General features: G+C 29.3%; 27 protein-coding genes, 3 pseudogenes and 3 riboswitches. Of the genes and pseudogenes, 10 read left to right on the top strand and 20 right to left on the bottom strand.

Features of this window, described 5'->3' with window-relative positions; translation table 11 throughout:
* From ccmE to hspQ, 4 genes are all read right to left on the bottom strand, one after another.
* On the bottom strand, positions 1-420 hold the full coding sequence (gene ccmE, locus ABXT52_RS06580; RefSeq protein ID WP_415271763.1) for a cytochrome c maturation protein CcmE: 420 nt from the start codon (positions 418-420) through the stop codon (positions 1-3).
* A gap of 10 nt (positions 421-430) precedes the next feature.
* The gene (locus tag ABXT52_RS06585) at positions 431-658 is read right to left on the bottom strand and encodes a hypothetical protein (RefSeq protein WP_415271764.1); all 228 of its coding nucleotides are present in this window, start codon (positions 656-658) and stop codon (positions 431-433) included.
* Positions 655-1,365, bottom strand: a complete 711-nt coding sequence (ccmC, locus tag ABXT52_RS06590; RefSeq protein WP_415271765.1) for a heme ABC transporter permease CcmC — start codon at positions 1,363-1,365, stop codon at positions 655-657. The genes ABXT52_RS06585 and ccmC overlap by 4 nt, the downstream gene beginning before the upstream one ends.
* A 178-nt stretch (positions 1,366-1,543) precedes the next feature.
* Positions 1,544-1,864, bottom strand: coding sequence for a heat shock protein HspQ (gene hspQ / locus ABXT52_RS06595; RefSeq protein ID WP_006997624.1), 321 nt, complete (start codon positions 1,862-1,864; stop codon positions 1,544-1,546).
* Between the two features lie 78 nt (positions 1,865-1,942).
* On the opposite strand from hspQ, the pseudogene ABXT52_RS06600 reads away from it, so the two are divergent.
* Positions 1,943-2,495, top strand: a pseudogene (locus tag ABXT52_RS06600) (septation protein A).
* Positions 2,488-2,832: a DUF2794 domain-containing protein gene (locus ABXT52_RS06605; RefSeq protein WP_415271766.1), complete on the top strand. Its 345-nt coding sequence runs from the start codon at positions 2,488-2,490 to the stop codon at positions 2,830-2,832. Before ABXT52_RS06600 ends, ABXT52_RS06605 begins: the two are co-directional and overlap by 8 nt.
* Before the next feature lie 6 nt (positions 2,833-2,838).
* Here ABXT52_RS06605 and ABXT52_RS06610 read toward each other — a convergent pair whose 3' ends face one another.
* Entirely contained in the window at positions 2,839-3,600 is a 762-nt protein-coding gene (locus ABXT52_RS06610; RefSeq protein WP_415271767.1) for a Bax inhibitor-1/YccA family protein, read from the bottom strand.
* 61 nt (positions 3,601-3,661) lie between these two features.
* On the opposite strand from ABXT52_RS06610, the gene ABXT52_RS06615 reads away from it, so the two are divergent.
* The 7 genes and pseudogenes from ABXT52_RS06615 to ABXT52_RS06645 all read left to right on the top strand — a co-directional run bounded on the left by ABXT52_RS06615 (position 3,662) and on the right by ABXT52_RS06645 (position 9,056).
* Positions 3,662-4,699 carry an aldo/keto reductase gene (locus tag ABXT52_RS06615; protein WP_415271768.1) on the top strand — a complete coding sequence of 346 codons (1,038 nt, stop codon included), beginning with the start codon at positions 3,662-3,664 and terminating at the stop codon, positions 4,697-4,699.
* Positions 4,690-5,196: an invasion associated locus B family protein gene (locus ABXT52_RS06620; RefSeq protein WP_415271769.1), complete on the top strand. Its 507-nt coding sequence runs from the start codon at positions 4,690-4,692 to the stop codon at positions 5,194-5,196. Before ABXT52_RS06615 ends, ABXT52_RS06620 begins: the two co-directional genes overlap by 10 nt.
* A 4-nt stretch (positions 5,197-5,200) precedes the next feature.
* Positions 5,201-6,389: pseudogene (locus tag ABXT52_RS06625) on the top strand (argininosuccinate synthase).
* 4 nt (positions 6,390-6,393) lie between these two features.
* Complete coding sequence (locus tag ABXT52_RS06630) at positions 6,394-7,011, top strand: DsbA family oxidoreductase (protein WP_415271770.1); 618 nt, start codon at positions 6,394-6,396, stop codon at positions 7,009-7,011.
* Positions 7,012-7,067: 56 nt separating this feature from the next.
* Complete coding sequence (locus ABXT52_RS06635) at positions 7,068-7,526, top strand: hypothetical protein (protein WP_168606968.1); 459 nt, start codon at positions 7,068-7,070, stop codon at positions 7,524-7,526.
* Positions 7,526-7,906: a phosphate-starvation-inducible PsiE family protein gene (locus ABXT52_RS06640; protein WP_027306873.1), complete on the top strand. Its 381-nt coding sequence runs from the start codon at positions 7,526-7,528 to the stop codon at positions 7,904-7,906. The genes ABXT52_RS06635 and ABXT52_RS06640 overlap by 1 nt, the downstream gene beginning before the upstream one ends.
* Before the next feature lie 7 nt (positions 7,907-7,913).
* Positions 7,914-9,056 carry an FAD-binding domain-containing protein gene (locus ABXT52_RS06645; RefSeq protein ID WP_415271771.1) on the top strand — a complete coding sequence of 381 codons (1,143 nt, stop codon included), beginning with the start codon at positions 7,914-7,916 and terminating at the stop codon, positions 9,054-9,056.
* Here the strand turns inward: ABXT52_RS06645 and ABXT52_RS06650 are convergent.
* The 8 genes from ABXT52_RS06650 to ABXT52_RS06685 all read right to left on the bottom strand — a co-directional run bounded on the left by ABXT52_RS06650 (position 9,053) and on the right by ABXT52_RS06685 (position 14,983).
* Entirely contained in the window at positions 9,053-9,274 is a 222-nt protein-coding gene (locus ABXT52_RS06650; RefSeq protein WP_415271772.1) for a hypothetical protein, read from the bottom strand. The two genes, ABXT52_RS06645 and ABXT52_RS06650, sit on opposite strands and share 4 nt — an antisense overlap.
* The gene (locus ABXT52_RS06655) at positions 9,271-9,942 is read right to left on the bottom strand and encodes a GNAT family N-acetyltransferase (protein ID WP_415271773.1); all 672 of its coding nucleotides are present in this window, start codon (positions 9,940-9,942) and stop codon (positions 9,271-9,273) included. The genes ABXT52_RS06650 and ABXT52_RS06655 overlap by 4 nt, the downstream gene beginning before the upstream one ends.
* On the bottom strand, positions 9,939-10,658 hold the full coding sequence (locus ABXT52_RS06660) for a type 1 glutamine amidotransferase (RefSeq protein ID WP_415271774.1): 720 nt from the start codon (positions 10,656-10,658) through the stop codon (positions 9,939-9,941). Before ABXT52_RS06660 ends, ABXT52_RS06655 begins: the two co-directional genes overlap by 4 nt.
* A 42-nt stretch (positions 10,659-10,700) precedes the next feature.
* On the bottom strand, positions 10,701-11,309 hold the full coding sequence (locus tag ABXT52_RS06665; RefSeq protein WP_415271775.1) for a MarC family protein: 609 nt from the start codon (positions 11,307-11,309) through the stop codon (positions 10,701-10,703).
* A gap of 63 nt (positions 11,310-11,372) precedes the next feature.
* Positions 11,373-12,434 (bottom strand): homocysteine S-methyltransferase family protein, encoded by a 1,062-nt coding sequence (locus ABXT52_RS06670; RefSeq protein WP_415271776.1) that lies wholly within the window; start codon positions 12,432-12,434, stop codon positions 11,373-11,375.
* Between the two features lie 68 nt (positions 12,435-12,502).
* A riboswitch (SAM riboswitch) is annotated at positions 12,503-12,567 on the bottom strand.
* 160 nt (positions 12,568-12,727) lie between these two features.
* Positions 12,728-12,898 carry a transporter gene (locus ABXT52_RS06675; protein ID WP_271626539.1) on the bottom strand — a complete coding sequence of 57 codons (171 nt, stop codon included), beginning with the start codon at positions 12,896-12,898 and terminating at the stop codon, positions 12,728-12,730.
* On the bottom strand, positions 12,898-14,061 hold the full coding sequence (locus tag ABXT52_RS06680; RefSeq protein WP_415271777.1) for a YeeE/YedE family protein: 1,164 nt from the start codon (positions 14,059-14,061) through the stop codon (positions 12,898-12,900). The genes ABXT52_RS06675 and ABXT52_RS06680 overlap by 1 nt, the downstream gene beginning before the upstream one ends.
* 10 nt (positions 14,062-14,071) lie before the next feature.
* On the bottom strand, positions 14,072-14,983 hold the full coding sequence (locus tag ABXT52_RS06685; protein ID WP_415271778.1) for a sulfurtransferase: 912 nt from the start codon (positions 14,981-14,983) through the stop codon (positions 14,072-14,074).
* Between the two features lie 5 nt (positions 14,984-14,988).
* A riboswitch (SAM riboswitch) is annotated at positions 14,989-15,054 on the bottom strand.
* A 200-nt stretch (positions 15,055-15,254) separates the two neighbouring features.
* Between ABXT52_RS06685 and ABXT52_RS06690 the strand changes: the two genes are divergently transcribed.
* Positions 15,255-15,713 carry an Lrp/AsnC family transcriptional regulator gene (locus ABXT52_RS06690; RefSeq protein ID WP_415271779.1) on the top strand — a complete coding sequence of 153 codons (459 nt, stop codon included), beginning with the start codon at positions 15,255-15,257 and terminating at the stop codon, positions 15,711-15,713.
* A gap of 19 nt (positions 15,714-15,732) precedes the next feature.
* On the opposite strand, the pseudogene metZ reads toward ABXT52_RS06690, so the two are convergent.
* The 7 genes and pseudogenes from metZ to ABXT52_RS06725 all read right to left on the bottom strand — a co-directional run bounded on the left by metZ (position 15,733) and on the right by ABXT52_RS06725 (position 20,605).
* Positions 15,733-16,918: pseudogene (metZ, locus tag ABXT52_RS06695) on the bottom strand (O-succinylhomoserine sulfhydrylase).
* Positions 16,912-17,289 carry a rhodanese-like domain-containing protein gene (locus ABXT52_RS06700; protein ID WP_415271780.1) on the bottom strand — a complete coding sequence of 126 codons (378 nt, stop codon included), beginning with the start codon at positions 17,287-17,289 and terminating at the stop codon, positions 16,912-16,914. The pseudogene metZ and the gene ABXT52_RS06700 overlap by 7 nt, the downstream one beginning before the upstream one ends.
* Before the next feature lie 2 nt (positions 17,290-17,291).
* Positions 17,292-17,356: riboswitch (SAM riboswitch) on the bottom strand.
* 130 nt (positions 17,357-17,486) lie between these two features.
* Positions 17,487-17,900: a YqaA family protein gene (locus tag ABXT52_RS06705; RefSeq protein WP_415272531.1), complete on the bottom strand. Its 414-nt coding sequence runs from the start codon at positions 17,898-17,900 to the stop codon at positions 17,487-17,489.
* A complete protein-coding gene (locus ABXT52_RS06710; RefSeq protein ID WP_415271781.1) occupies positions 17,897-18,019 on the bottom strand; it encodes a DUF2256 domain-containing protein in 123 nt (40 codons plus the stop codon). Before ABXT52_RS06710 ends, ABXT52_RS06705 begins: the two co-directional genes overlap by 4 nt.
* A gap of 3 nt (positions 18,020-18,022) precedes the next feature.
* Positions 18,023-18,748: an LrgB family protein gene (locus ABXT52_RS06715; RefSeq protein WP_415271782.1), complete on the bottom strand. Its 726-nt coding sequence runs from the start codon at positions 18,746-18,748 to the stop codon at positions 18,023-18,025.
* Positions 18,732-19,112, bottom strand: a complete 381-nt coding sequence (locus tag ABXT52_RS06720) for a CidA/LrgA family protein (protein ID WP_415271783.1) — start codon at positions 19,110-19,112, stop codon at positions 18,732-18,734. The genes ABXT52_RS06715 and ABXT52_RS06720 overlap by 17 nt, the downstream gene beginning before the upstream one ends.
* Before the next feature lie 2 nt (positions 19,113-19,114).
* Positions 19,115-20,605 (bottom strand): cryptochrome/photolyase family protein, encoded by a 1,491-nt coding sequence (locus tag ABXT52_RS06725; RefSeq protein WP_415271784.1) that lies wholly within the window; start codon positions 20,603-20,605, stop codon positions 19,115-19,117.
* Positions 20,606-20,632 lie beyond the last annotated feature (27 nt).

Consider the following 20,632-nt stretch of genomic DNA (forward strand, 5'->3'; position numbering starts at 1 on the left):
TTATTTATCTCCTATAGCTTTTTTAACTTCTGGGGGCATATAATTTTCATCGTGTTTTGCTAAAATTTTAGTAGCTGTAAAATAATTCTTATCTTTTAAAAAACCTTCAGCAACCACTCCTTTTCCTTCAGCGAATAAATTGGGAACTGCTCCTGAATAAACAACATTAATCTCATTTTTAAAGTCAGTAATAACAAAATTAACTTCATTTGAATTTATAAAAACTGATTGTTCTTTAACCATCCCACCTACTCTTATTTTTTTTTTGTTTAATTCTATTAAAGACTTTATTTCGGATGGAGACTGAAAATATACAACGTTTTCTTTTAATGATTGTAAAACTAAAAAAACAGTTAAAATTACTGAGCTTAAGATTAAAGCTAAGAATACAAATCGTAATTTAACCTTTTTACCATACATGGTTTATTAGTTAAATATTAGATGTATTAGATAATATTTCTCTATTAATATTTTGTGATCTCGCAGCTCTAGCTTGCTCAACATTTAGAGAACCAAATTTAGTAGCAAATCTTTTTTGCTCTTTTGAAAGCTGTAATTTAGTTACAAAGTACAAAGTTGTAAAACTAATCAATGTGAACGAAAAAGCTGACCATACGTAAGCTCCATATCCATTCATTGAAATTAATTCATTTATCATAATCTATCTAATCCTTTATTTTTAACTTTTATCAGTTCGGTATTATATTTCATCAAAAAAATGAGTAATGAAAAAAGGGCAAATGCCGCAGTCATAATGCCCAATGGAACTAACATTGATGGGTGAATTGCCGTGTTGGTTGATAAAATATTAATTGAAGCTGGTTGATGTAACGTGTTCCACCAATCTACAGAAAATTTAACAATAGGAACATTTACCACCCCTAAAATAGCAATCAAAGAGGTCACCTTTATTACTTGTTCTTTGTCATCATAAATTCTCCAAGCCAATAAATACATTCCGTAAAATAAAGCTAAAATAAGCATAGAAGTTATTCTTGCATCCCAAGCCCACCAAGTTCCCCAAGTTGGTTTTCCCCAAATTGAACCTGTAACTAATGCAATGATATTAAATATAAATCCTGAAGGTGCTAAACTTTTAGCAATAAGTGCAAAATTTTTATTTTTAAAAACAAAACTTCCAATAGACAACAAAGCTAAACTTGAAAATATTCCAAGTGATATCCAGGCAGCTGGAACATGAACATACATAATTCTTACTGCATCGCTTTGTTTATAATCTTCAGGTGAAAGTATAAGAGCTTCGGTTAAACCAATTGTTAAAACAATAATAAATAAAAATAAAACATACTTTGGTGCTTTAGAGGTTATTGAAAAAATTTTATTAGGCTCAAAATATTTAAACATTCTTAAATTATATATTAAAAAAAGATAATTTGATTTTATAATGAAAAATTATCCTGATCAAGAATGCAGAGGGAGTCAATAATGATAAAATAGTTATTTAACACTCCTGATCAGAACATGCTTAAAGATAGCAGCTATATATGTCCAAGATTTGGATTAATTGTGTTTGAAAAAAGAATTAATTAGAAGGCTTGAAGTAGCTAGAGCCTCTTTTACCAGAAAAAATCTCTTCAATTAAAGGGTGTTTAATTGGATCCTCCGAATCGTCCATTAATAGGTTTTGTTCTGAAACGTACGCCTCATACGTAATTTCATCATTTTCAGCTAATAGATGGTAAAAAGGCTGATCTTTTCTAGGACGAACGTTCTTTGGAATAGACTGGTACCATTCTTCAGAATTATTAAATTCGAAATCTACATCATAAATTACACCTCTAAACTCAAAGTGTTTATGTTTTACAATGTCGCCTATTGAAAATTTTGCTTTTTGAATTGCCATAGCTATTAATATGGGGGTTTAAAAATAAAAATCAATAAAAAACATTTATATTTTTTTTATTATGTTAATATCTGTCAAGTGAATAAATCTTTTCTCAAATTTGCCACAGACTTTGGGCCTTTAGCTATATTTTTTTATTATTATTATAACAATGATAAAAACCTAGCAGTTGCAATTCCTCCACTTATAGTTGCAACATTAATTGCACTAGTGGTTGTCTGGTTTTTTGAAAAAAAAAATACCTATGATGCCTTTAATAAGTGGTATCTTAATTACATTTTTTGGGGGTCTAACAATTTATTTTAATGATCCAGTTTTTATTTATGTAAAACCAACAATTATTAATATTTTATTTGCCCTTGCTTTATATTTTGGAAAATATTTTACAAATGAGCCTGTTCTTAAAAAGATTATGGGTAAATCAATTGCCCTAACTGACATGGGTTGGGAATTATTAAACAAAAGATGGATGTATTTTTTCTTTGGTCTTGCAATCCTCAATGAATGTGTCTGGAGAACACAAACAGAAGAATTTTGGGTTAACTTTAAGGTGTGGGGAATGCTGCCAATAACCCTTGTTTTTACTGGATTTCAGATATCATTGATTAATAAACACAAACTTGATGAATAGAAATTTAAAGTTAGTCGTAAATAATTCTCATAAACAAATAGATGAAAGACAATTTTTTGAAAAAAACGAACTTAAAATCATTTTAGATCTATATGCAAAAATGGTTTCTGAGGGATCTTGGAAGGACTATGGTTTAAATATTTCTAACAGACAGGTTAGCTTTAGTGTATTTAAAAATGCAGCAGAGAATGCTTTATATAAAATTTGTAAAAACTTTAAACCAAGCAATAAAAATCTAAAATATTTAATTACAGACTATAATGGTAATGTTTTTAAAAATTCTTTTGATCTAGAAATTTTACTTAAAAATACTAATTGGAAAAACCTTAAGAAATAATAAAGACTATCGTCTTTGTCCAAATAATCTTAACAACATTATAAATAAATTTATAAAGTCTAAGTAAAGAGTTAAAGCACCCATTACAGCTTTTTTACCCATAATCTCACCTGTATCACTAGCAGCGTACATATTCTTAATCTTTTGAGTATCATAAGCTGTTAATCCAACAAAGATTAAAACACCTAAAATAGATATTACAAAATACATCATTGAAGATTTCATGAAAATATTAACTATAGATGCAATAATAATTCCAATTAATCCCATCATCAAGAACGAACCTAGTTTAGTTAAATCTCTTTTAGTCGTATAACCATAAATGCTCATTGCACCAAAAGTTGCTGAACAGATAAAGAAAACTCTTGTTACGCTCATGCCCGTATAAACTAATAAAATCGATGATAATGATAAGCCCATTAGTGATGCAAAAACCCAAAAAGTAGTTTGAGCAGATGATGCTGACATTTTATTCATTCTAGCACTCATATAAAAAACAATTCCTAAGGGTGCCAACATAACAATCCATTTTAGTCCTGACATATAAATTGCATTACCCATTGAAGTTAGACCTACAATAGATCCAGCATCATTTGTAACAACCGACATTTTGAATGTTAAAAGTGCAACTATTCCTGTTAATAAAATTCCAGTTGCCATGTAGTTATAGACTTTTAGCATGTAGGCTCTTAAACCTTCATCCATTACTACGGTTGACTGTTGAGCTTCTTTTACTTTATTTAATATGTTTTGTTTATTGAATTCCATAAGACATATATAATAGCCTTTTACTATTATTTCAAGATGTCTTAATAAGATTAAAATAATCATGAATTATAAAAAATTAGGAAATACAGATTTAAAAGTAAGCACTATTTGTCTTGGTACTATGACTTGGGGTGAGCAAAATACCCAAAATGAAGGTTTTGAGCAGATGGATTATGCCTTAGATCAAGGTGTAAATTTTTGGGATACTGCAGAAATTTATTCTGTTCCTCCAAGAGAAGAAACTTTTGGTCATACTGAGACGATTATTGGTAACTGGTTTGAAAAAACAAAAAAAAGAGATAAAGTAATTTTAGCTTCAAAAGTTTGTGGCCCAATGAGAGAGTATGTAAGAGGTGGTGAAAATCAATTTGGAGAAAAGAATATTGCAGAAGCACTTGAGGGAAGTTTAGGAAGATTAAAAACTGATTGTATTGATTTGTATCAATTACATTGGCCAGAAAGAAAAACAAATTTCTTTGGTAAGCTGGGCTATGAACATGTTGATAGTAATGAATGGACTAGGTTTGAAGATATTCTAGGAAATTTAAAAAAATTTATTGATCAAGGAAAAATTAAATACGTTGGTGTATCAAATGAAACACCATGGGGATTATCTAAATATTTAGAGCTTTCAAAAGATAAAAATTTACCAAGAATGCTCTCCGTTCAAAATCCTTATAATTTATTAAATAGAACTTATGAGATTGGACTTGCAGAAATATCTATTAGAGAGCAAGCAGGATTACTTGCCTACTCTCCTCTTGCATGTGGTTATTTATCTGGAAAATATAGAAATAAACAATTACCAAAAAACTCTAGAATGGAAAGAGATGGTGATTTTTGGACTAGATATGCAAAACCCAATACTGATAAAGCTATAGATACATATTATGAAATAGCAAAAAAAAACAAACTTGATTTAACTCAAATGTCTTTGAAATTTTTAGAAATTCAACCTTTTGTAACATCAGTTATCATTGGTGCAACTTCAATGGAGCAGTTGAAAACAAATATAGAAAGTGTAAATATAAACCTAACTGAAGATATAATTAATGAAATAAATGAAGTACAAAAAACTTACCCTAACCCATGTCCGTAATTAAAAATTTTATAATCGTAATTTTTGTTACTACTTTTATCAGCCAGATTAATGCTGAAGAAGTTAAAAAAATGGGAAAACATAAAGACTGGGATACTTATGTGATAAATTCTGATGCTGGCAAGGTGTGTTTCACACAGTCTAAACCTGTTCTACAAGCTCCAAAAAAAAGTCAGCGAGATGCTAGGCTATTTATTACTTTTAGACCTGGGGAAAAAATTACTAATGAAATAAGTATTACAGCTGGTTATGAATTTAATACTAAAAATTCTATAACTGCTACTTCTGGAAAAAATAAATACAAATTTGATATTGCTCAAGAGGGATTTGCCTGGATGACTGATAATAAACGAGAAAATAAAATGATCAAAGTAATGAAAAAAGGATCAAGAATTATGATTACAGGTTACAACCAAAAAGGTTCTCAAACAATTGATCATTATTCTCTACTAGGCTTCACTAAAGCTTATAATGCTACCAAAGCAAATTGTAGCTAGATAAATGCAATCTAAAAAAAAAATTGTCCTCGCATACTCAGGCGGACTAGATACTTCTATTATTTTAAAATGGCTTCAAGAGAATTATGAGGCAGAGGTTATTTGCTACACTGCTGATGTAGGTCAAGAAATTGATAGAAAAAAAATCATAAAGAATGCCAAAAGATTAGGTGTTAAAAATATTATTATTGAAAATCTAAAAGATGTTTTTGTAAAAGATTACGTTTTTCCAATGCTTAGAGGGCATGCAATTTATGAGGGTGTTTATTTATTGGGTACTTCAATTGCTCGACCTTTAATTGCAAAACGTCAAATTGCTACTGCTAAAAAATTTGGAGCTTATGCCGTTTCACATGGGTCAACTGGCAAAGGAAATGATCAGGTAAGATTTGAATTAGGCTATCATTACTTTGGGCCAAAGGTAAAAATTATTGCACCATGGAGAATATGGAAATTAAACTCTAGAACAGATTTAATTAAATATGCAAAAAAAAAATAATATTCCAATTCCTACGGATAAAAAAGGTGCTCCTCCTTTTTCTATTGATGATAATTTATATCATACATCAACTGAAGGTAAGGTTTTAGAAAACCCAAAAAATTTAGCTCCTGAGTTTCTTTTTCAAAGAACGGTGTCACCTGAAAAAGCACCTAACAAAGCTTCGTTTGTAACTATAGGATTTAAAAATGGAGATCCAATAACTGTTAATGGGAAAAAACTATCACCTGGAAATTTATTAGAAAAACTTAATGATGTTGCTGGTAAAAATGGAATAGGTAGAGTTGATCTAGTTGAAAACAGATTTATTGGAATTAAATCTAGAGGTGTTTATGAAACACCTGGTGGAACACTATTAATGTCTGCTCATAGAGCAATTGAATCTGTTACTTTAGATAAAGAAACTATGCATAAAAAAGATGAAATTATGCCTAAATATGCTGAACTTATTTATAATGGTTATTGGTACTCAAAAGCAAGATTTAAACTTCAAAAAATTGTCGACCTTAAAAAGAATAAAGTTAATGGCTCTGTTAAGCTTAAATTATACAAAGGTAATATCACCATAATGTCTAGACAGACAAAAAGTAACGCTTACTCAATGAAAAAAGTTTCTTTTGAAGAAAATAAAACCTTTAATAAATCAAACATAGAAAGATTTATTAACTTTCATAAACAAAAGCTTCGTTCATAAATTAATGAAAATAAAAGTATTTGCTGACACAATTTGTGGATGGTGTTTTATTGGTCAGACAAGATTAAATAAAGCCTTAGAGGCCTTTCCTGAAACTAAGTTTGAAATAGAACATGTTCCATTTCAACTAAATACCGACATGCCTAAAGAAGGAATTGAAAGAAGCGAGTACTTAGAAATAAAGTTTGGTGGAAAAGAACTTGCTCAACCGATGTATGATCGAATGATAGAAGAAGCCAAAAAAGAAAATCTTAATTTTGATTTAGATAAGATAAAGAAAACACCCAATACTGTATTTTCTCACTTATTAATAAAATTAGCTGAACAATCTAGTGTACACATCGAAATTAAAGAAAAAATATATCAATCATATTTTATTAATGGTCTTGATATTGGAGATAAAGAAATCTTAATTAATATTGGAAAAAAATTTAATATTAATGCAGATGTAATTAATAATTTTTTTAATTCAAAAAATATTGAAGAAGTTAATTCATATATTCCAGTTGCAAGAGAAAAAAAAATTAATGGAGTGCCTTTCTTTGAAATAGGAACAGATGTTATTTCAGGCGCTCAAAGCTCTGCAAATTTAAAGGATGTAATAAAGTCCAATTTAAGCTAAAAATTAAAGGACACTTTATCCTTTGCCTTTAACGTATAAATATCTATTCTGGTTATATGGAAGCACTAAAAAATTGGATGATAGATGCAGCAAATATTTTATTTGATGACAGTAAAAACGACCTAAGATCTTTGCCAAGATCTGTGAGATTACAAATTTTATTAGTTCTAAGCTTCGTTTGGACAACTGTTTTTAGTTTATATATTTTTTCTTATACATCTTTTGCCTTTGGTTGGGCTGGTCTTTACATAGCACACGTTGGACTTATTTTTGCAGTCTACATGACATTCAAGCATTTTCATAAAGCAGAGGCACAATCTGGTAGTGTTTTCAAAACCAAAAATTTTGATCCATTTAAAATCATGGTTATTGTATTTGTTATTGTATTTATCTTTGTATTTTCTAAGGGAATAGAAATTTTAACAAGTCCTAACCCCAGCTCTTATTCAATTCCATATGATGGTCCATCAAAATCAGTGTTTGAAAAATGGCTACCATTTAGTAAAGATAAGTAATGGATAAAATAGCAAAAAATTTACAGCTAGCACTAATGTGCATTATTTTAGTAAGCACTGTAATTGCTGTTGGTATGGAAATTAATAATATGTTTCTAAATCAATCTGTGATGCTAGCAGATTTACTTTTAATGTTTCTTTATTTAGAAGTCTTAGCAATGGTTCGTGTTTTTTGGAATCAGCAATCAATCAGTATAACTTTGCCTCTTTTAATTGCTATCACTGCTCTCGCACGATTTATTATATTACAAGGAAAAGAAATGGATCCATCAGCATTAGTCTATGAAGCTATAGCTATAGTTTTAATTGCATCTGCAATAGTTATTCTTAGATTAAGACATAGTGATAAATTAGGCCTAAAGAAAAGAAAATCTAAATAATTAAAAAATGATATTTGAAGCTTCAAGGGCTAAAGCCGTTGATCAATTAAATAATTTTATTGAACAGAATCTTACAGATTATTCAAAACTAAGAAATTTTGATTTTGGACCTGATAAAAGAACAAATATTTCTTGTCTATCTCCATACATAACTCATGGATTAATTAATGAATTAGAGGTAATTGATAAATCTCTTAAAAAGTTTTCATTTGCAAAAAATGAAAAATTTATTCAAGAAGTTCTGTGGCGCGTTTATTGGAAAGGTTGGCTAGAATTAAGACCTAATGCTTGGTCAGATTACTTGAATGAACTAGGTAAAATTAAAGATGAATTCAAAAACAATCAAAATTATTTGGATGCAATTAAAGGAAAGACAAATGTAGATTGTTTTAATCAATGGGTAATTGAACTTAAAGAAAACAATTATCTTCATAACCACACTAGAATGTGGTTTGCGAGTATTTGGATTTTTACACTAGAATTACCATGGCAATTGGGTGCTGAGTTTTTTATGCAACATCTTTATGATGGTGATACTGCATCAAACACTCTTGGTTGGAGATGGGTGGCCGGAGTTCAAACTCAAGGCAAGCATTACCTCGCAAGTGAATGGAATATTAATAAATTTACAAATAATAGATTTAAAAACATAAAACTTAATGAAAATGCCAAGCCTATATCCAGTGATAAAATATATTCAGTTACCAATAAGAGCTTTGAAAATCCTGAGATTTCTGAAGATAAAACTTTATTAATATTTGAAAATAATATGACATTTGAATTTTCTGATTTTAAAGAACATAAATTTAAAAAAATTTTGTTAGTCTCAAATGATATAAATAGAACTATCAAATTAAGTGAAAAGTTGTTGAAATTTAAAGCTAATCTTTTAGAGGATCAAAAAATAAGATTAGAAGAAAAATTAGTTAATTGTGAAACTATTAACATTAATGGTTTAAAAAATATTACTGAAGAGGTTTATGCAATCTATCCAACTGTTGGCGAAAATTTAGATTTTATTCAAAATAATCAATTAAAAAATATTAAATTTTTATACAGAAAATTAGATCAATTCTCTTGGCAATATTGCAATAAAGGGTTTTTTAACTTTAAAAATTACATTCCAAAAATTATTGCTAATTTTAATTAAAACCAACGTATCATTCCAATTATACCGGCTGTGGCATAAAAAAATTGTAGTACAAGTATTCCCTTGTGACCTCCTCTATATGCCCAGATACCAATTAAAATAGCAGATAACAGTAACAAACAAAATCCCAAAAACTCTATTCCAATGTTTAGGGCTACAAATATAGAATAAAGAATTGCTGTAAAGACCCCTGCCCATTCAAAAAATTTATTATTCATATTTTTTTTATTTGTTTAAAATTTTTATCAAAATTTGTTTTTTTTAAATAATTTAAAAATCTTTTTTTATTTTTAGGCCATTCTTTATCTAAAATCGAAAACCAAGCTGAGTCCCTACTCCTACCTTTAAACACAAACATCTGTCTAAATACTCCTTCAAATTTAAAACTCAATCTTAAAGCCGCTTTTTTTGAGGCTAAATTTAAATTATTACATTTCCACTCATATCTTCTGTTACCCAAAACTTCGAAGGCATTTTTCATCATTAAATACATCGTTTCAGTTCCTTCAACCGAATTTTGAAGAAGTGGAGAATAATTAATGTGTCCCACTTCAATTGAACCATGATCTGGTTCAATTCTTAGATAACTCACCATTCCACAATATTTTTTGTGTCTCTTGGAATAAATTGTATAAAAAAAAGGATTACTGTTTAAACAAAATGATTTCAGCCAATTTCTAAAGCTTAAATAAGCTTTGAATGGCCCATAAGGCAAGTATGTCCAAATTATATTCTTTTTATCTTTTGAGTATTCTGAATATAAGTCTTTTGAATGTTTACTAACATTTAAAGGTTCAAGAATTGTATAATTTCCAACTAATTTTTTCTTTAATGGTAACTTTGCTTTTTTAAATTTTACTTCAGGTCCTAATTTTAATTTATTCATAATATTTTTTTAAAATTATTATAAAGAATCTTGGAATAGTTATTCATATCTGACATATTATTTTTTGCAGCTTTATCAAATTTATCAAGAGCTCCCTCGCCTAATTGATCCTCTAAAGCCTGCTTATACTCTGGAACACACCCCCATTCACTAACTGTTGTATCTTTAATTTCAATATGAAATTGAATTCCATAAGCATGATTTTGATATTTAAAAATTTGATATTTAGTAACCGGGGATGAAGCTAAAATTGTTACATCTTTATTGTTATCAAACCCATCAACCTCATAAGAATGCCATTGCAAGCTTTTAATTTTTTCAGGAAAAGATGAGAATAAAATATCATTTTCTTTTTCTTTAGAAAAATTTATGTCCATTATTCCAATTTCTGGAGGCTTAGATTGCACAACCTTACCACCAACAACTTCACCTAACAGTTGGCAACCCAGACAAAACCCTAAATATGGTTTTTTAAGTTCTACAACAAATTCTTTAATTTTCTTTTTTTCATCAACTAGCCAAGGGTGTTCTTTTTCCATGTAAGTGTCCATTGGACCACCCATACAAAACATTCCATCAAACTTTGTCAGATCATTTGGTATTTTTTCACCTTCATCTAATTCTATGGTGGTCAAATTAACATTGTCAGCCAACATTAAATCCTTAATAAACCCTGGGTCTTCAATCTTAATGTGCTGTAAGACAATTATATTCATTGCAAATCTATAGTATTTTAAAATACTCTTAAGAACAATATTTTAAGCTAAAAAAGTTTTTATTCCGTCTAAAATATATTGAACACTTAACCCAACTAAAATAATTGCTATTACTCTTGAAATTACACTAATAACTTTTTTGTTTATTATCTGAGAAAATTTTGAAGCAGTAAAAAAAAATATAAAAGTTAAAATTAAAACTGAAGCTAAAGCAATCATTCCAACAGATTGGTTTGTAAAATTACTTCCCATATCTGAAACTGATACAATGACTGATGTAATTGCAGCTGGTCCTGCTATAATGGGTGTCGCTAAAGGAAATACACTTACATTTTCAGAGTTAAAATCAATGTCGTCTTCTTTTCGTTGTTGTCTTTTATCAAACAACATTTCCATAGAAATTATTAATAAAATGATACCTCCACCAATTGTAAATGCTGGAAAAGATATATTCAAATAACTTAATAAAGTGCTTCCAAGAAATGCAAAGAATAGCAATATGATTGATGCAATTATTGTTGCACTCAATGCGGTTTTAATTCTTTGTTGGCTGCTCATGTTTTGAGTAACTGCTAAGAATATTGGTGTATTACCTAGTGGATCAATAACAATAAAATATAAGAAGAATGTCTTAATAAATATTTCAAGCATCAGTTTGTGTAACATAGTTACCTAAACTTAGTAAGTCTAGGTAACTAACTTTAATTATCTAATTTATGCTTTATCTCCGTATTCAGTCATATGTTTTGGAATTCTTTTATTTTTTCCATACATAAAATGATTTTCCATCTTCTCTCTATATTTACTTGCTGGAACAGTTAAGCCAACTGACTCAGCAACTTCTCTAATCAACATCGGGTTTGCTCCGCAGCATACTCCAAGATAATGTATTCCTAAAATATTTGCCCATTTTGCAAATTGACCTATTTCATATCTATTACAAAGAAGTGGATCTAGAGCTGTAGGAAATGTTCTTCCATGTGGTGATGGACACTGGCAATTGCTTCTATCTGGTAAATTAAAAAATGTTGGGTAATCTTCACTCGTTCTATAAGGAATAGGTAAAGCTCCAACATGACACTTAACTGCTTTTCTAATCTCTTTTAAAAAGGGCAACATTGTTGCTGGTCCTCTAAAACAATTTAAACCAACAACATCTGCTCCACGCTGTTCAAGCTCTTTACAAGTATCAACAACAGATTTTCCATCTCTCATTTTATTTTCACCCATTGGAGATATTGTTAATACTGTTGGTAAACCAGTTTTTTTCATAACCTCAAGTGCTTTAAAGGCTTCTTCAGCATAATAAAAAGTTTCACCAATTAACATGTCAGCCCCCTCTTCAACGGCCCAACCAATCATTTCGGAAAACATTCCCTCAACTTCTTTTTGAGATTGTGAATCGTTATGCTTCCAAATGTTTGAATTAGAGATATTACCTGCCATCAAATTTGGTTTTGATCCTTTGGGAGTATCTAGTGCTACTTTTTTAGCAATTTTTAATGCTGAACGGTTTAGAGGTTCAAGAAGTTCTTCTTTACCAATGATGCGCATTTTTTCTCTATGCCCATTATAAGTAAAGGCTTCAACAATATCAGATCCTGCATGCTGAAATTCTCTATGTAAATTTTCTAACACTTCAGGATGATCTAAGGATACCATCGGAACAAATTCACCAGATGCCATATACCCACGTTTTTCTATTTCAAACAAAAAACCTTCCGCACATATAACAGGTCCTTTATCTAATCTTTCTTTTAGTCTATTTGTACTCATTTTTTTTTCTCCAGTTTTTGGAGAAAAAAGGTTAAGTTCTAACAAGAGGGTTAAGTTCATAGGCCTCTTTTCTCCTTTTTAGTGCTTAAGCAAATGCAGGGCGCACAATATGGTTCAACTGCCCGGTTTAATTTTACAAAAGTTAAAAAAAAACCACCTGTCTAAAGCGGTGGTTGAAGTGTCGCTTTAGCAGGATTTATAAAGCGCTCTGCAATTTGAATTAAATCAGCGCTAAATTATAAAATCACAAACAATTAAAATTGTCAACGTTTTAATTAAAACATTAAAAAAAATTAATGACTATGATTTTCACTACCACCAAGTCCACAAGGCATTGCGATAGAATTTATAGAATTACCTCCTTCTTCATGAAATAAAGGATTATACATAACTCCATTATTGTCATGATCCAAAATCAAAGTTCCAAAAAAAAAGGTAATTACTAAAAGATAAATTATTTTCATTAATAAAAAAATTTTCTAAACTTAACACCAATTATTGACCCTAAAAAAGCAAACAAAAACCAAACCCAGCCATGCAAACTACCTGAAGCAATACCTGAAAAAAGTGCACCAATATTACAGCCAAAAGCTAATCTAGCTCCATACCCCATCAAAAAACCACCTATTACTCCAGCTAAGATTAGTTTTTTATTAATATTTGAGATTCTACTTATCCCTCCAGATAAAGATGATGCAATTAATGCTCCCAAAATAATACCAATATTGGAAACAGTTGTTGGGTCTGCAAGAACACTATTTTCCAATGCAATGCTTGGGTATGATAGCTGCCAATAGCTCCAAGTCTCAACATTAAACCCCATAGCACTCGCAATTTTTGCACCCCAAAGACCAAATGCAAATGTGACTGACCATGGGTGTCCGGCAGCTTGTAACATTAAAAAATTAAAAAAAACTAATAAGACTACACCCCATATCAGTGGCCACTCTCCTCTAATTAAATTTGAATGAGTTTTTAAATTGGTGATATCAAAATGATTAATTTTTTTAGCAAAATCAAGCTTTGAAATAAAAAGATACAAAATAGATATCAATCCTAATTGTAAAAGAATTGTTTGAATTTTTGTATAAGAATTAAGTAAGGAGATTGAACCAAGTGAAGGGAACTGTGTCCAAAAATCAAAATGATATGAACCAATTAATGATCCAAAGATAAAAAAAACTAAAGTTACTATCATCTTTAAATTACCACTCCCTGCTGTAAATAAAGTGCCCGATCCACATCCACCGCCTATTTGCATAGCGAATCCAAATATAAAGGAGCCAATAATTACAGATATACCAATAGGAGCAACGGCACCTATCATTTTAGCATCATAAATAAAACTTTTACTATTTATAAAAATAGTAAAAACAATCACAGCTAATGCGAGCATAATTAATTGTGATCTTAAGAATTGACTGTCTCGTTTTTCAATGAATTTTCTCCATCCACCTGTAAAACCAAAGGATGCATGATATAAAGAAATACCCAATCCAATACCTATTAAAAAAACATATAAATGTCTGTCACCAATATTGTTAAACAATATATAGCAAAATATAATTGAAACTAAAATTCCATATATTAATGTTACTTTATTTAATTTAACACTTATTGATGACATCATTTAAAAATTAACCAGAAACAACTTCATTTTTTGGATTAACTGTCCAGCCTACCATTCCGCCATCATATAATTTTACATTTGGTATTTCAGCTTGCTCACTTAGAGCAAACCAAACCGTTGCTGCCCAATGACCCGTGTTACAATAACTTATATAACCTTTGTACTCATCTATTTGAAGAGCAGTAAACATTTTTTTTATCTCACTTTTGGATTTAATTTTTCCATTATCACTAGTTATTTTTTGTTGCTCTAAATTTACAGCATTTTTAATTCTTCCTGCAGTTCTAGCTTCTGGTTTCTTTTTTTCTCCGGCAAAAAATGCGGCTGGTCTAGCATCAATTAAACATAATCCATTTCTCTCTTTTTCAGCTTTTTTAACTTCACTGAAAGATGCAAAATATTTTTTATTTAATTTTGATTTAAAAGAACTAGGAGTTATTTGATTTTCACCTGAAACGGTTTGATAACCAGCTTTTTTCCACTCTTTAAATCCTCCATTTAAAATTGAAACATTTTCATGTCCAATAGTTTTAAAGGTCCAATAAATTCTAGCAGCACTTCCAAAATCTGTAGAGTTAACCCCACCATAAACGACAATAACATGATCAGTATTTTTAATTCCAATGCTACTTATTAACTGATCTAATGATTTAATCCCTGGGAATTGACCAATAACTCCATTAACATTTTTTCTCCAGCCAGCTGTTAAATAATCTGAGTGTACAGAATTTGGTATATGATCTTCTTTAAAAATTTCATATGATCCACCATCAATTTTATTTCGAATATCTAAAACAAAAACATCATCTAGGTTATTATTTAACCATTCAACATCAACAAGAGCATTTGTTTTTGCGCTAGCTAATTGAGAGGTGAATAGAAATACAATTAATATTACAAATTTTTTAATTAGGTTCATTTTTTTATCTCCTTTTTAGTACTTTGACTGGATGTCAGGTGTACAAGTTAATATAAATACCTAACTTTGTTTGCAAATTTTTCGTTACAAGCAAAATTACCAACTAAAACAGAGAATTTAACTATTATAGCCTTAGCAGGATTTTCGACTTATTTAGTACTAAATTCTAAAAAAGTAAATTTTTTTAGGAAAATAAGTTAAATAAAGTATGATAACTGTTATAAAACAGTATAATAATCTATAATTATTATCTAATATAGAACAAAATACTATGGATGACACTGATAAGAAGATTTTACAATTGCTACAAACAAATGCCGACATTCCAATTTCAGAATTATCAAAAAAAATAAACTTATCTCCGTCACCATGTTGGTTGAGAATAAGCAAACTATACAAACAGGGATATATTAAAAAAAAAGTAGCGGTCATTGATCGACAAAAAGTTAATCTTTCAACTGTGGCTTTTGTTCAAATAAAAACAAGTCAACACAATATGGCTTGGGCAAAAAAATTTGTTGAAGGTGTCAAAGAGATGGATGAAGTAATAGAATTCTATCGTCTAAGTGGTGCAAGTGATTATTTATTAAAAGTGTTGATCCCAGATATAGAAAAATTTGATGAATTTTATAAAAAGCTAACCAATAAAATAGATTTATCTGATGTAACGACTAGTTTTGCTATGGAAGAAATAAAGCAAACTAGCACCCTTCCATTAAACTATATTTAATAAATAAAAATTTATTTTTTTATAATGTATTTAACGCCTGATCTAAATCATTTTTGATATCTTCAAAATCTTCTAAACCAACAGATAATCTTACCAGATTTTCATGAATGTTTTGATTTTTTCTTTCTTCATCAGTCAAAACTCTATGTGTTGTAGTGGCCGGATGAATAGCTAAAGATTTTGTATCTCCTAAATTATTACATATGTCTATCATCTTTAAATTGTTTAAAAATTCAAATGCTTCTTTTTTTTTTGCCTTTGACATAAAAACTCAAAACATTTCCACCCATCTTTTGTTGTTTTCTAGCCAAATCATATTGAGGGTGATTTTTCTGGAATGGATAATTAATAAGTTCAATTTTTTTATGTACTGATAAAAATTCTACAATTTTTTCTGCACTTTTAGATTGTTCAATAACTCTTAATTGAATTGTTTCCAATCCCTTTGATAAAGTCCATGCATTAAATGGGCTGATACACGGTCCTGTATGCCTTAAAAAAGGTTTTAAAGTTTCTTCTCTAAATTTTTCTGAACATAAAATTGCACCGCCCATTGTTCTTCCTTGACCATCAATATGTTTGGCACCAGAATATACAATTACATCTGCACCAAACTCTGATGGGTTTTGTAAAACAGGAGATACCAGAATATTATCAACAACTACCTTAATATTGTTTTTCTTTGCCAATTTACATACGGCTTCAATATCAACTAGCTCTAAACAAGGATTGGATGGAGTTTCAAAAAAGAAAACTTTTGTATTTGGTTTTATTTTTTTTTTCCAATTTTCTATATTCTTTGCATCAACAAAAGTTACTTCTATTCCATATTTTGTGATCACATTTTTTAAGATTTCTCTGCAAGATCCAAATAAAGCAGTGGCTGATACAACATGATCTCCAGCTTGGAGTTGAGACATTAAAGAAGCAAAAATAGCAGACATTCCACTAGCAGTAGCAAAACAACTTTCTGAACCATCTAGTACTGCCATTCTTTTTTCAAAAGTATCGATTGTTGGATTTGCATACCTTGTGTATTGAAATCCTTTTTGATCACCTTTAAAAATTGCTTCTGCTTGCTCTGCAGTCTCATAAGTAAAACCAGAAGTTAAAAAAATACTTTCTGATTGTTCTCTAAATTCAGTTCTATTTAATGTTCCTCGAATAATATTTGAATTTTTACCTTTTAAATTGGTTTTCAACATGGGAGACCAGCCTCTTTCCAGCCCACATTTTCACAATTACCCTCAAATCCATCCAAAATATTAATACAATTATAATTTTCTTTCACCAAAAGTTCTGCTGCAAGTTGTGATCTAATTCCTGAACGGCAGATTATTAGAATTTTTTGATCCTTATCAATATTCAATTCTTTAAATTTTTTAATAAAATCTTTATCCAATGATCTTTCATGCCCTGATTTTATTGGTAAAAAATACGTCTTTAATCCTATTTTTTCTCCATCTGGCCTACCAATTTCAGACAGTTCTTCACTTGTGCGTACATCTAGTAATACACTATTAGTTTCTTTTGTTAGATAAATTTTAATATGATTTGCTAATAATTGCTCAATCATTTTTTCTCCTTTTTAGTGCTTTAGCAAATGCAGGGCGCACAATATGGTTCAACTGCCCGGCTTAATTTTATAAAAGATAAAAAAAAACCACCTGTCTAAAGCGGTGGTTGAAGTGTCGCTTTAGCAGGATTTATAAAGCGCTCTGCAATTTAACTTAACTCAGCGCATCTAAATATAACTACTTTTTTCTCTAACTGTCAAATGAAATAGTAAATAAGAAAGTATCTACTAACTTTTCCAATCGATACTAAAATTAAAAACTCTATAAATTTAATCCTAAGTAATCCTGCTGCTAATGTTAGTGGATCTCCAATAACTGGCGCCCAGGCAAATAATAACGACCATTTACCAAATTTACTAAACCATTGTGATGATTTTTTTATTTGCTTATCTTTAAATGGAAACCACTTTTTTGTGGTAAGATTTCTTGAATAAAATCCTAAAGCCCAGTTAATAACAGATCCTAAAATATTTCCAAAGCTTGCAACGATTAATAATAATAAATTATCATAATTTGATGTTGCAATTAACCCTAACAATGTGAGCTCAGATGAAAATGGTAAAATGGTTGCAGCTAAAAAAGATATAGCAAATAAAGATAAATAAATCACTTCGAACACTTCTTAGAACAATACTTTACCTTATTCCAATTTAACTTCCATTTCTTACGCCAAACAAAAGGTCTTTTACAAGTAATACAAATCTTTGATGGTAAATTTTCTTTTTTCACAAATTAAATAAGAAGCTTAATTATAATTAAAACAAAAAGTGAAGTTGCAATACCACTTAGGCCCATCGCTAGAGCAGCAAATACACCCGCTGTTTTATTTTTACTCATTGCTCTTGCTGTTCCAATGCCATGACTTGCTAAACCAAACGCAAAACCTCTAGCACTCATGTCTTTTATTTTGAAAACATTTAATAAAAAGGTTCCCAATGAAGCACCAATTATACCAGTAATTATTGTAATTATTGCAGTTAAAGACGGTATTCCTCCAATAAGCTCTGAGATACCCATTGCAATAGGAGCTGTCACATTTCTAGGTATCATTGTTAAAATCATCTCATTACTTAATCCAAAAAATTTTCCCAAATAAAAAGTAATTAAAATTGCAAAAGGTATTCCAAGACAAATTGAAATAATAATTGGTTTAACTTCTTTTGTAATCAAATTTCTTTTTTCAAAAATTGGTATAGCCAAAGCAACTGTTGCTGGACCTAACATGAAGTGAATAAATTTTGCACCCTCGAAATATCTATCATAGGAGACATCTAAGAATAATAAAACTGAAGAAACAATTAAGATACTTATTGCAACAGGGTTTACCAATGGATTTAACTTAGATTTTTTATACAAATAATCACCTACTAAATATGCTCCTAGTGTTAGGGTGATCCAGAAAAGAGGTTCTGCCTGCAAATATACCCAAATTTTATATAATTTATCTTCTCTTGCCATTTTTCTTTTCTAGGTTAATTATTTTTTCCATAACAAATGCTGTTAATACTAAAGTAGCGAGTGTGCCAATAATTATTATACTAAAAATTTTGAATAAGTTATCTCCTAGATAATTTATATGCATTACAACCCCAACACCTATTGGAACAAATAATAATGATAAGTAGCTTATAATCTGATGGCTAATCAAAGAAATTTCTTTGATTATTTTCTTAGATTGTTTAATGTTTTTAGAAAATAATATGAACGTTAATAATAATAAAATTAAACCAATAACAGGCCCTGGAATATTTATTGCAAAAAGTTTTTGAATAGCTTCACCTAAAAGTTGGTAAAAAAAGATAATAAATAAGCTTTTTAACATTTTTAATTTGTATTTAATTTAATAAACTTATCAGCTTCAGATAAAATCATTTTCTTTCTTTCATCTTTCATTTTATCAAAAACATAAACCATCATTGATAGTCTGGGGTTCTTTAAAAAAAATTTTCTATTTTTATCTATAAATCTCCAATAAAGGCCATCCATTGTATTACACCATTCCCCTTTTTTAAAATCCATCATTTTCATAAAATAACTTGATCCACAAATGTATGGTTTCGTTGCAAAAATACCTCCATCACTAAATAAACCCATTCCATAAACATTGGGAACCATCACCCAATCAGATGAGTCTACAAACATTTCCATAAACCACTTGTAAACAATTGTTGGTTTCACCTCACAAAGATTCATGATATTTGATAAAATCATCAATCTCTCAATATGATGAGACCAACCATAGTTAACAGCATTTTTAATTGCATGATCTAATGGAGGCAAACCAGTTGTGCCTTCATACCAAGATTTTTTAATTTTTCTATTATGTTTAAAAAAATTTTTAGTTTCCATTTCATCAGAGTACCCTTGATAAATTCCACGCATAAACTCTCTCCAACCTATTATCTGACGAATATAACCTTCAAGCGAGTTCATTCTAATTTTATGTTTTTTATGAAATTCTAAAATTTTTTTAATGATAATTTCAGGAGTTATCAATCCTAAATTAATGTATGGACTTAATGCGCTATGAAATAAAATATTGTCTTTTTGATTAACGGCATCCTCATAGTCACCAAATAAATTGGATTTTTCTTTAATAAAAAAATCTAACAGTTTAACCACATCATTATATTCTGTTGCTAACCAAAAATCATTTGTATTTCCAGGATGATCTTTAAAAAACTTTTCAATAATAGGTTTTAATTTTTTTGTATGATTAGTTTCATTAATTTTTGGAAATTTTGGTATTAGCATATCTTTTGGTAGCTTATTTCTATTATCTTCATCAAAACTCCATTTACCTCCAATAGGATTTCCATCTGCTCCCATTAATATTCCAGATTTTTTACGAACCTCCTTATAAAATGTTGCCATAAAAGGTTTTTTTGATTTTGCTAAATAACTTTTAAACTCATCTCTTGAGTTTAAAAACATTGGAGTTTTAACAATATTCCAGTTAATTTTTTCTTTTTTTAAAAATTGCGAGATTTTCTTTTCAAAAAATTTATCCTCAACCTCAAAGCTTGAAATTTCAGTAATTTTTTTTTGATCAATGATACTTTTTAATTTCTTAAAATAGGTGTCTTTAAAATCTTTGTCTTCAATTTTAGAATATTCAACTTTATATTTATTCGTCTTAAGCATATCTGCATAAGATCTCATAGAAGATAGAAATAGCAGTATCTTTTGCTTATGATGCTTTTCATAAGTACATAACTCGTAGTCTTCTGCCATGTAAAAACAGTGGTTCTTTTTGAAGTGGTCTACATATTTTAATGGAAATAGTTGATTTCCAAGTATAAAAAACAATTTCATAGTTAAATATAACTAAATAAAAATTAT

This window comes from Candidatus Pelagibacter sp. Uisw_121 (genome assembly GCF_047722545.1).
Classification (GTDB): Bacteria; Pseudomonadota; Alphaproteobacteria; order Pelagibacterales; family Pelagibacteraceae; genus Pelagibacter.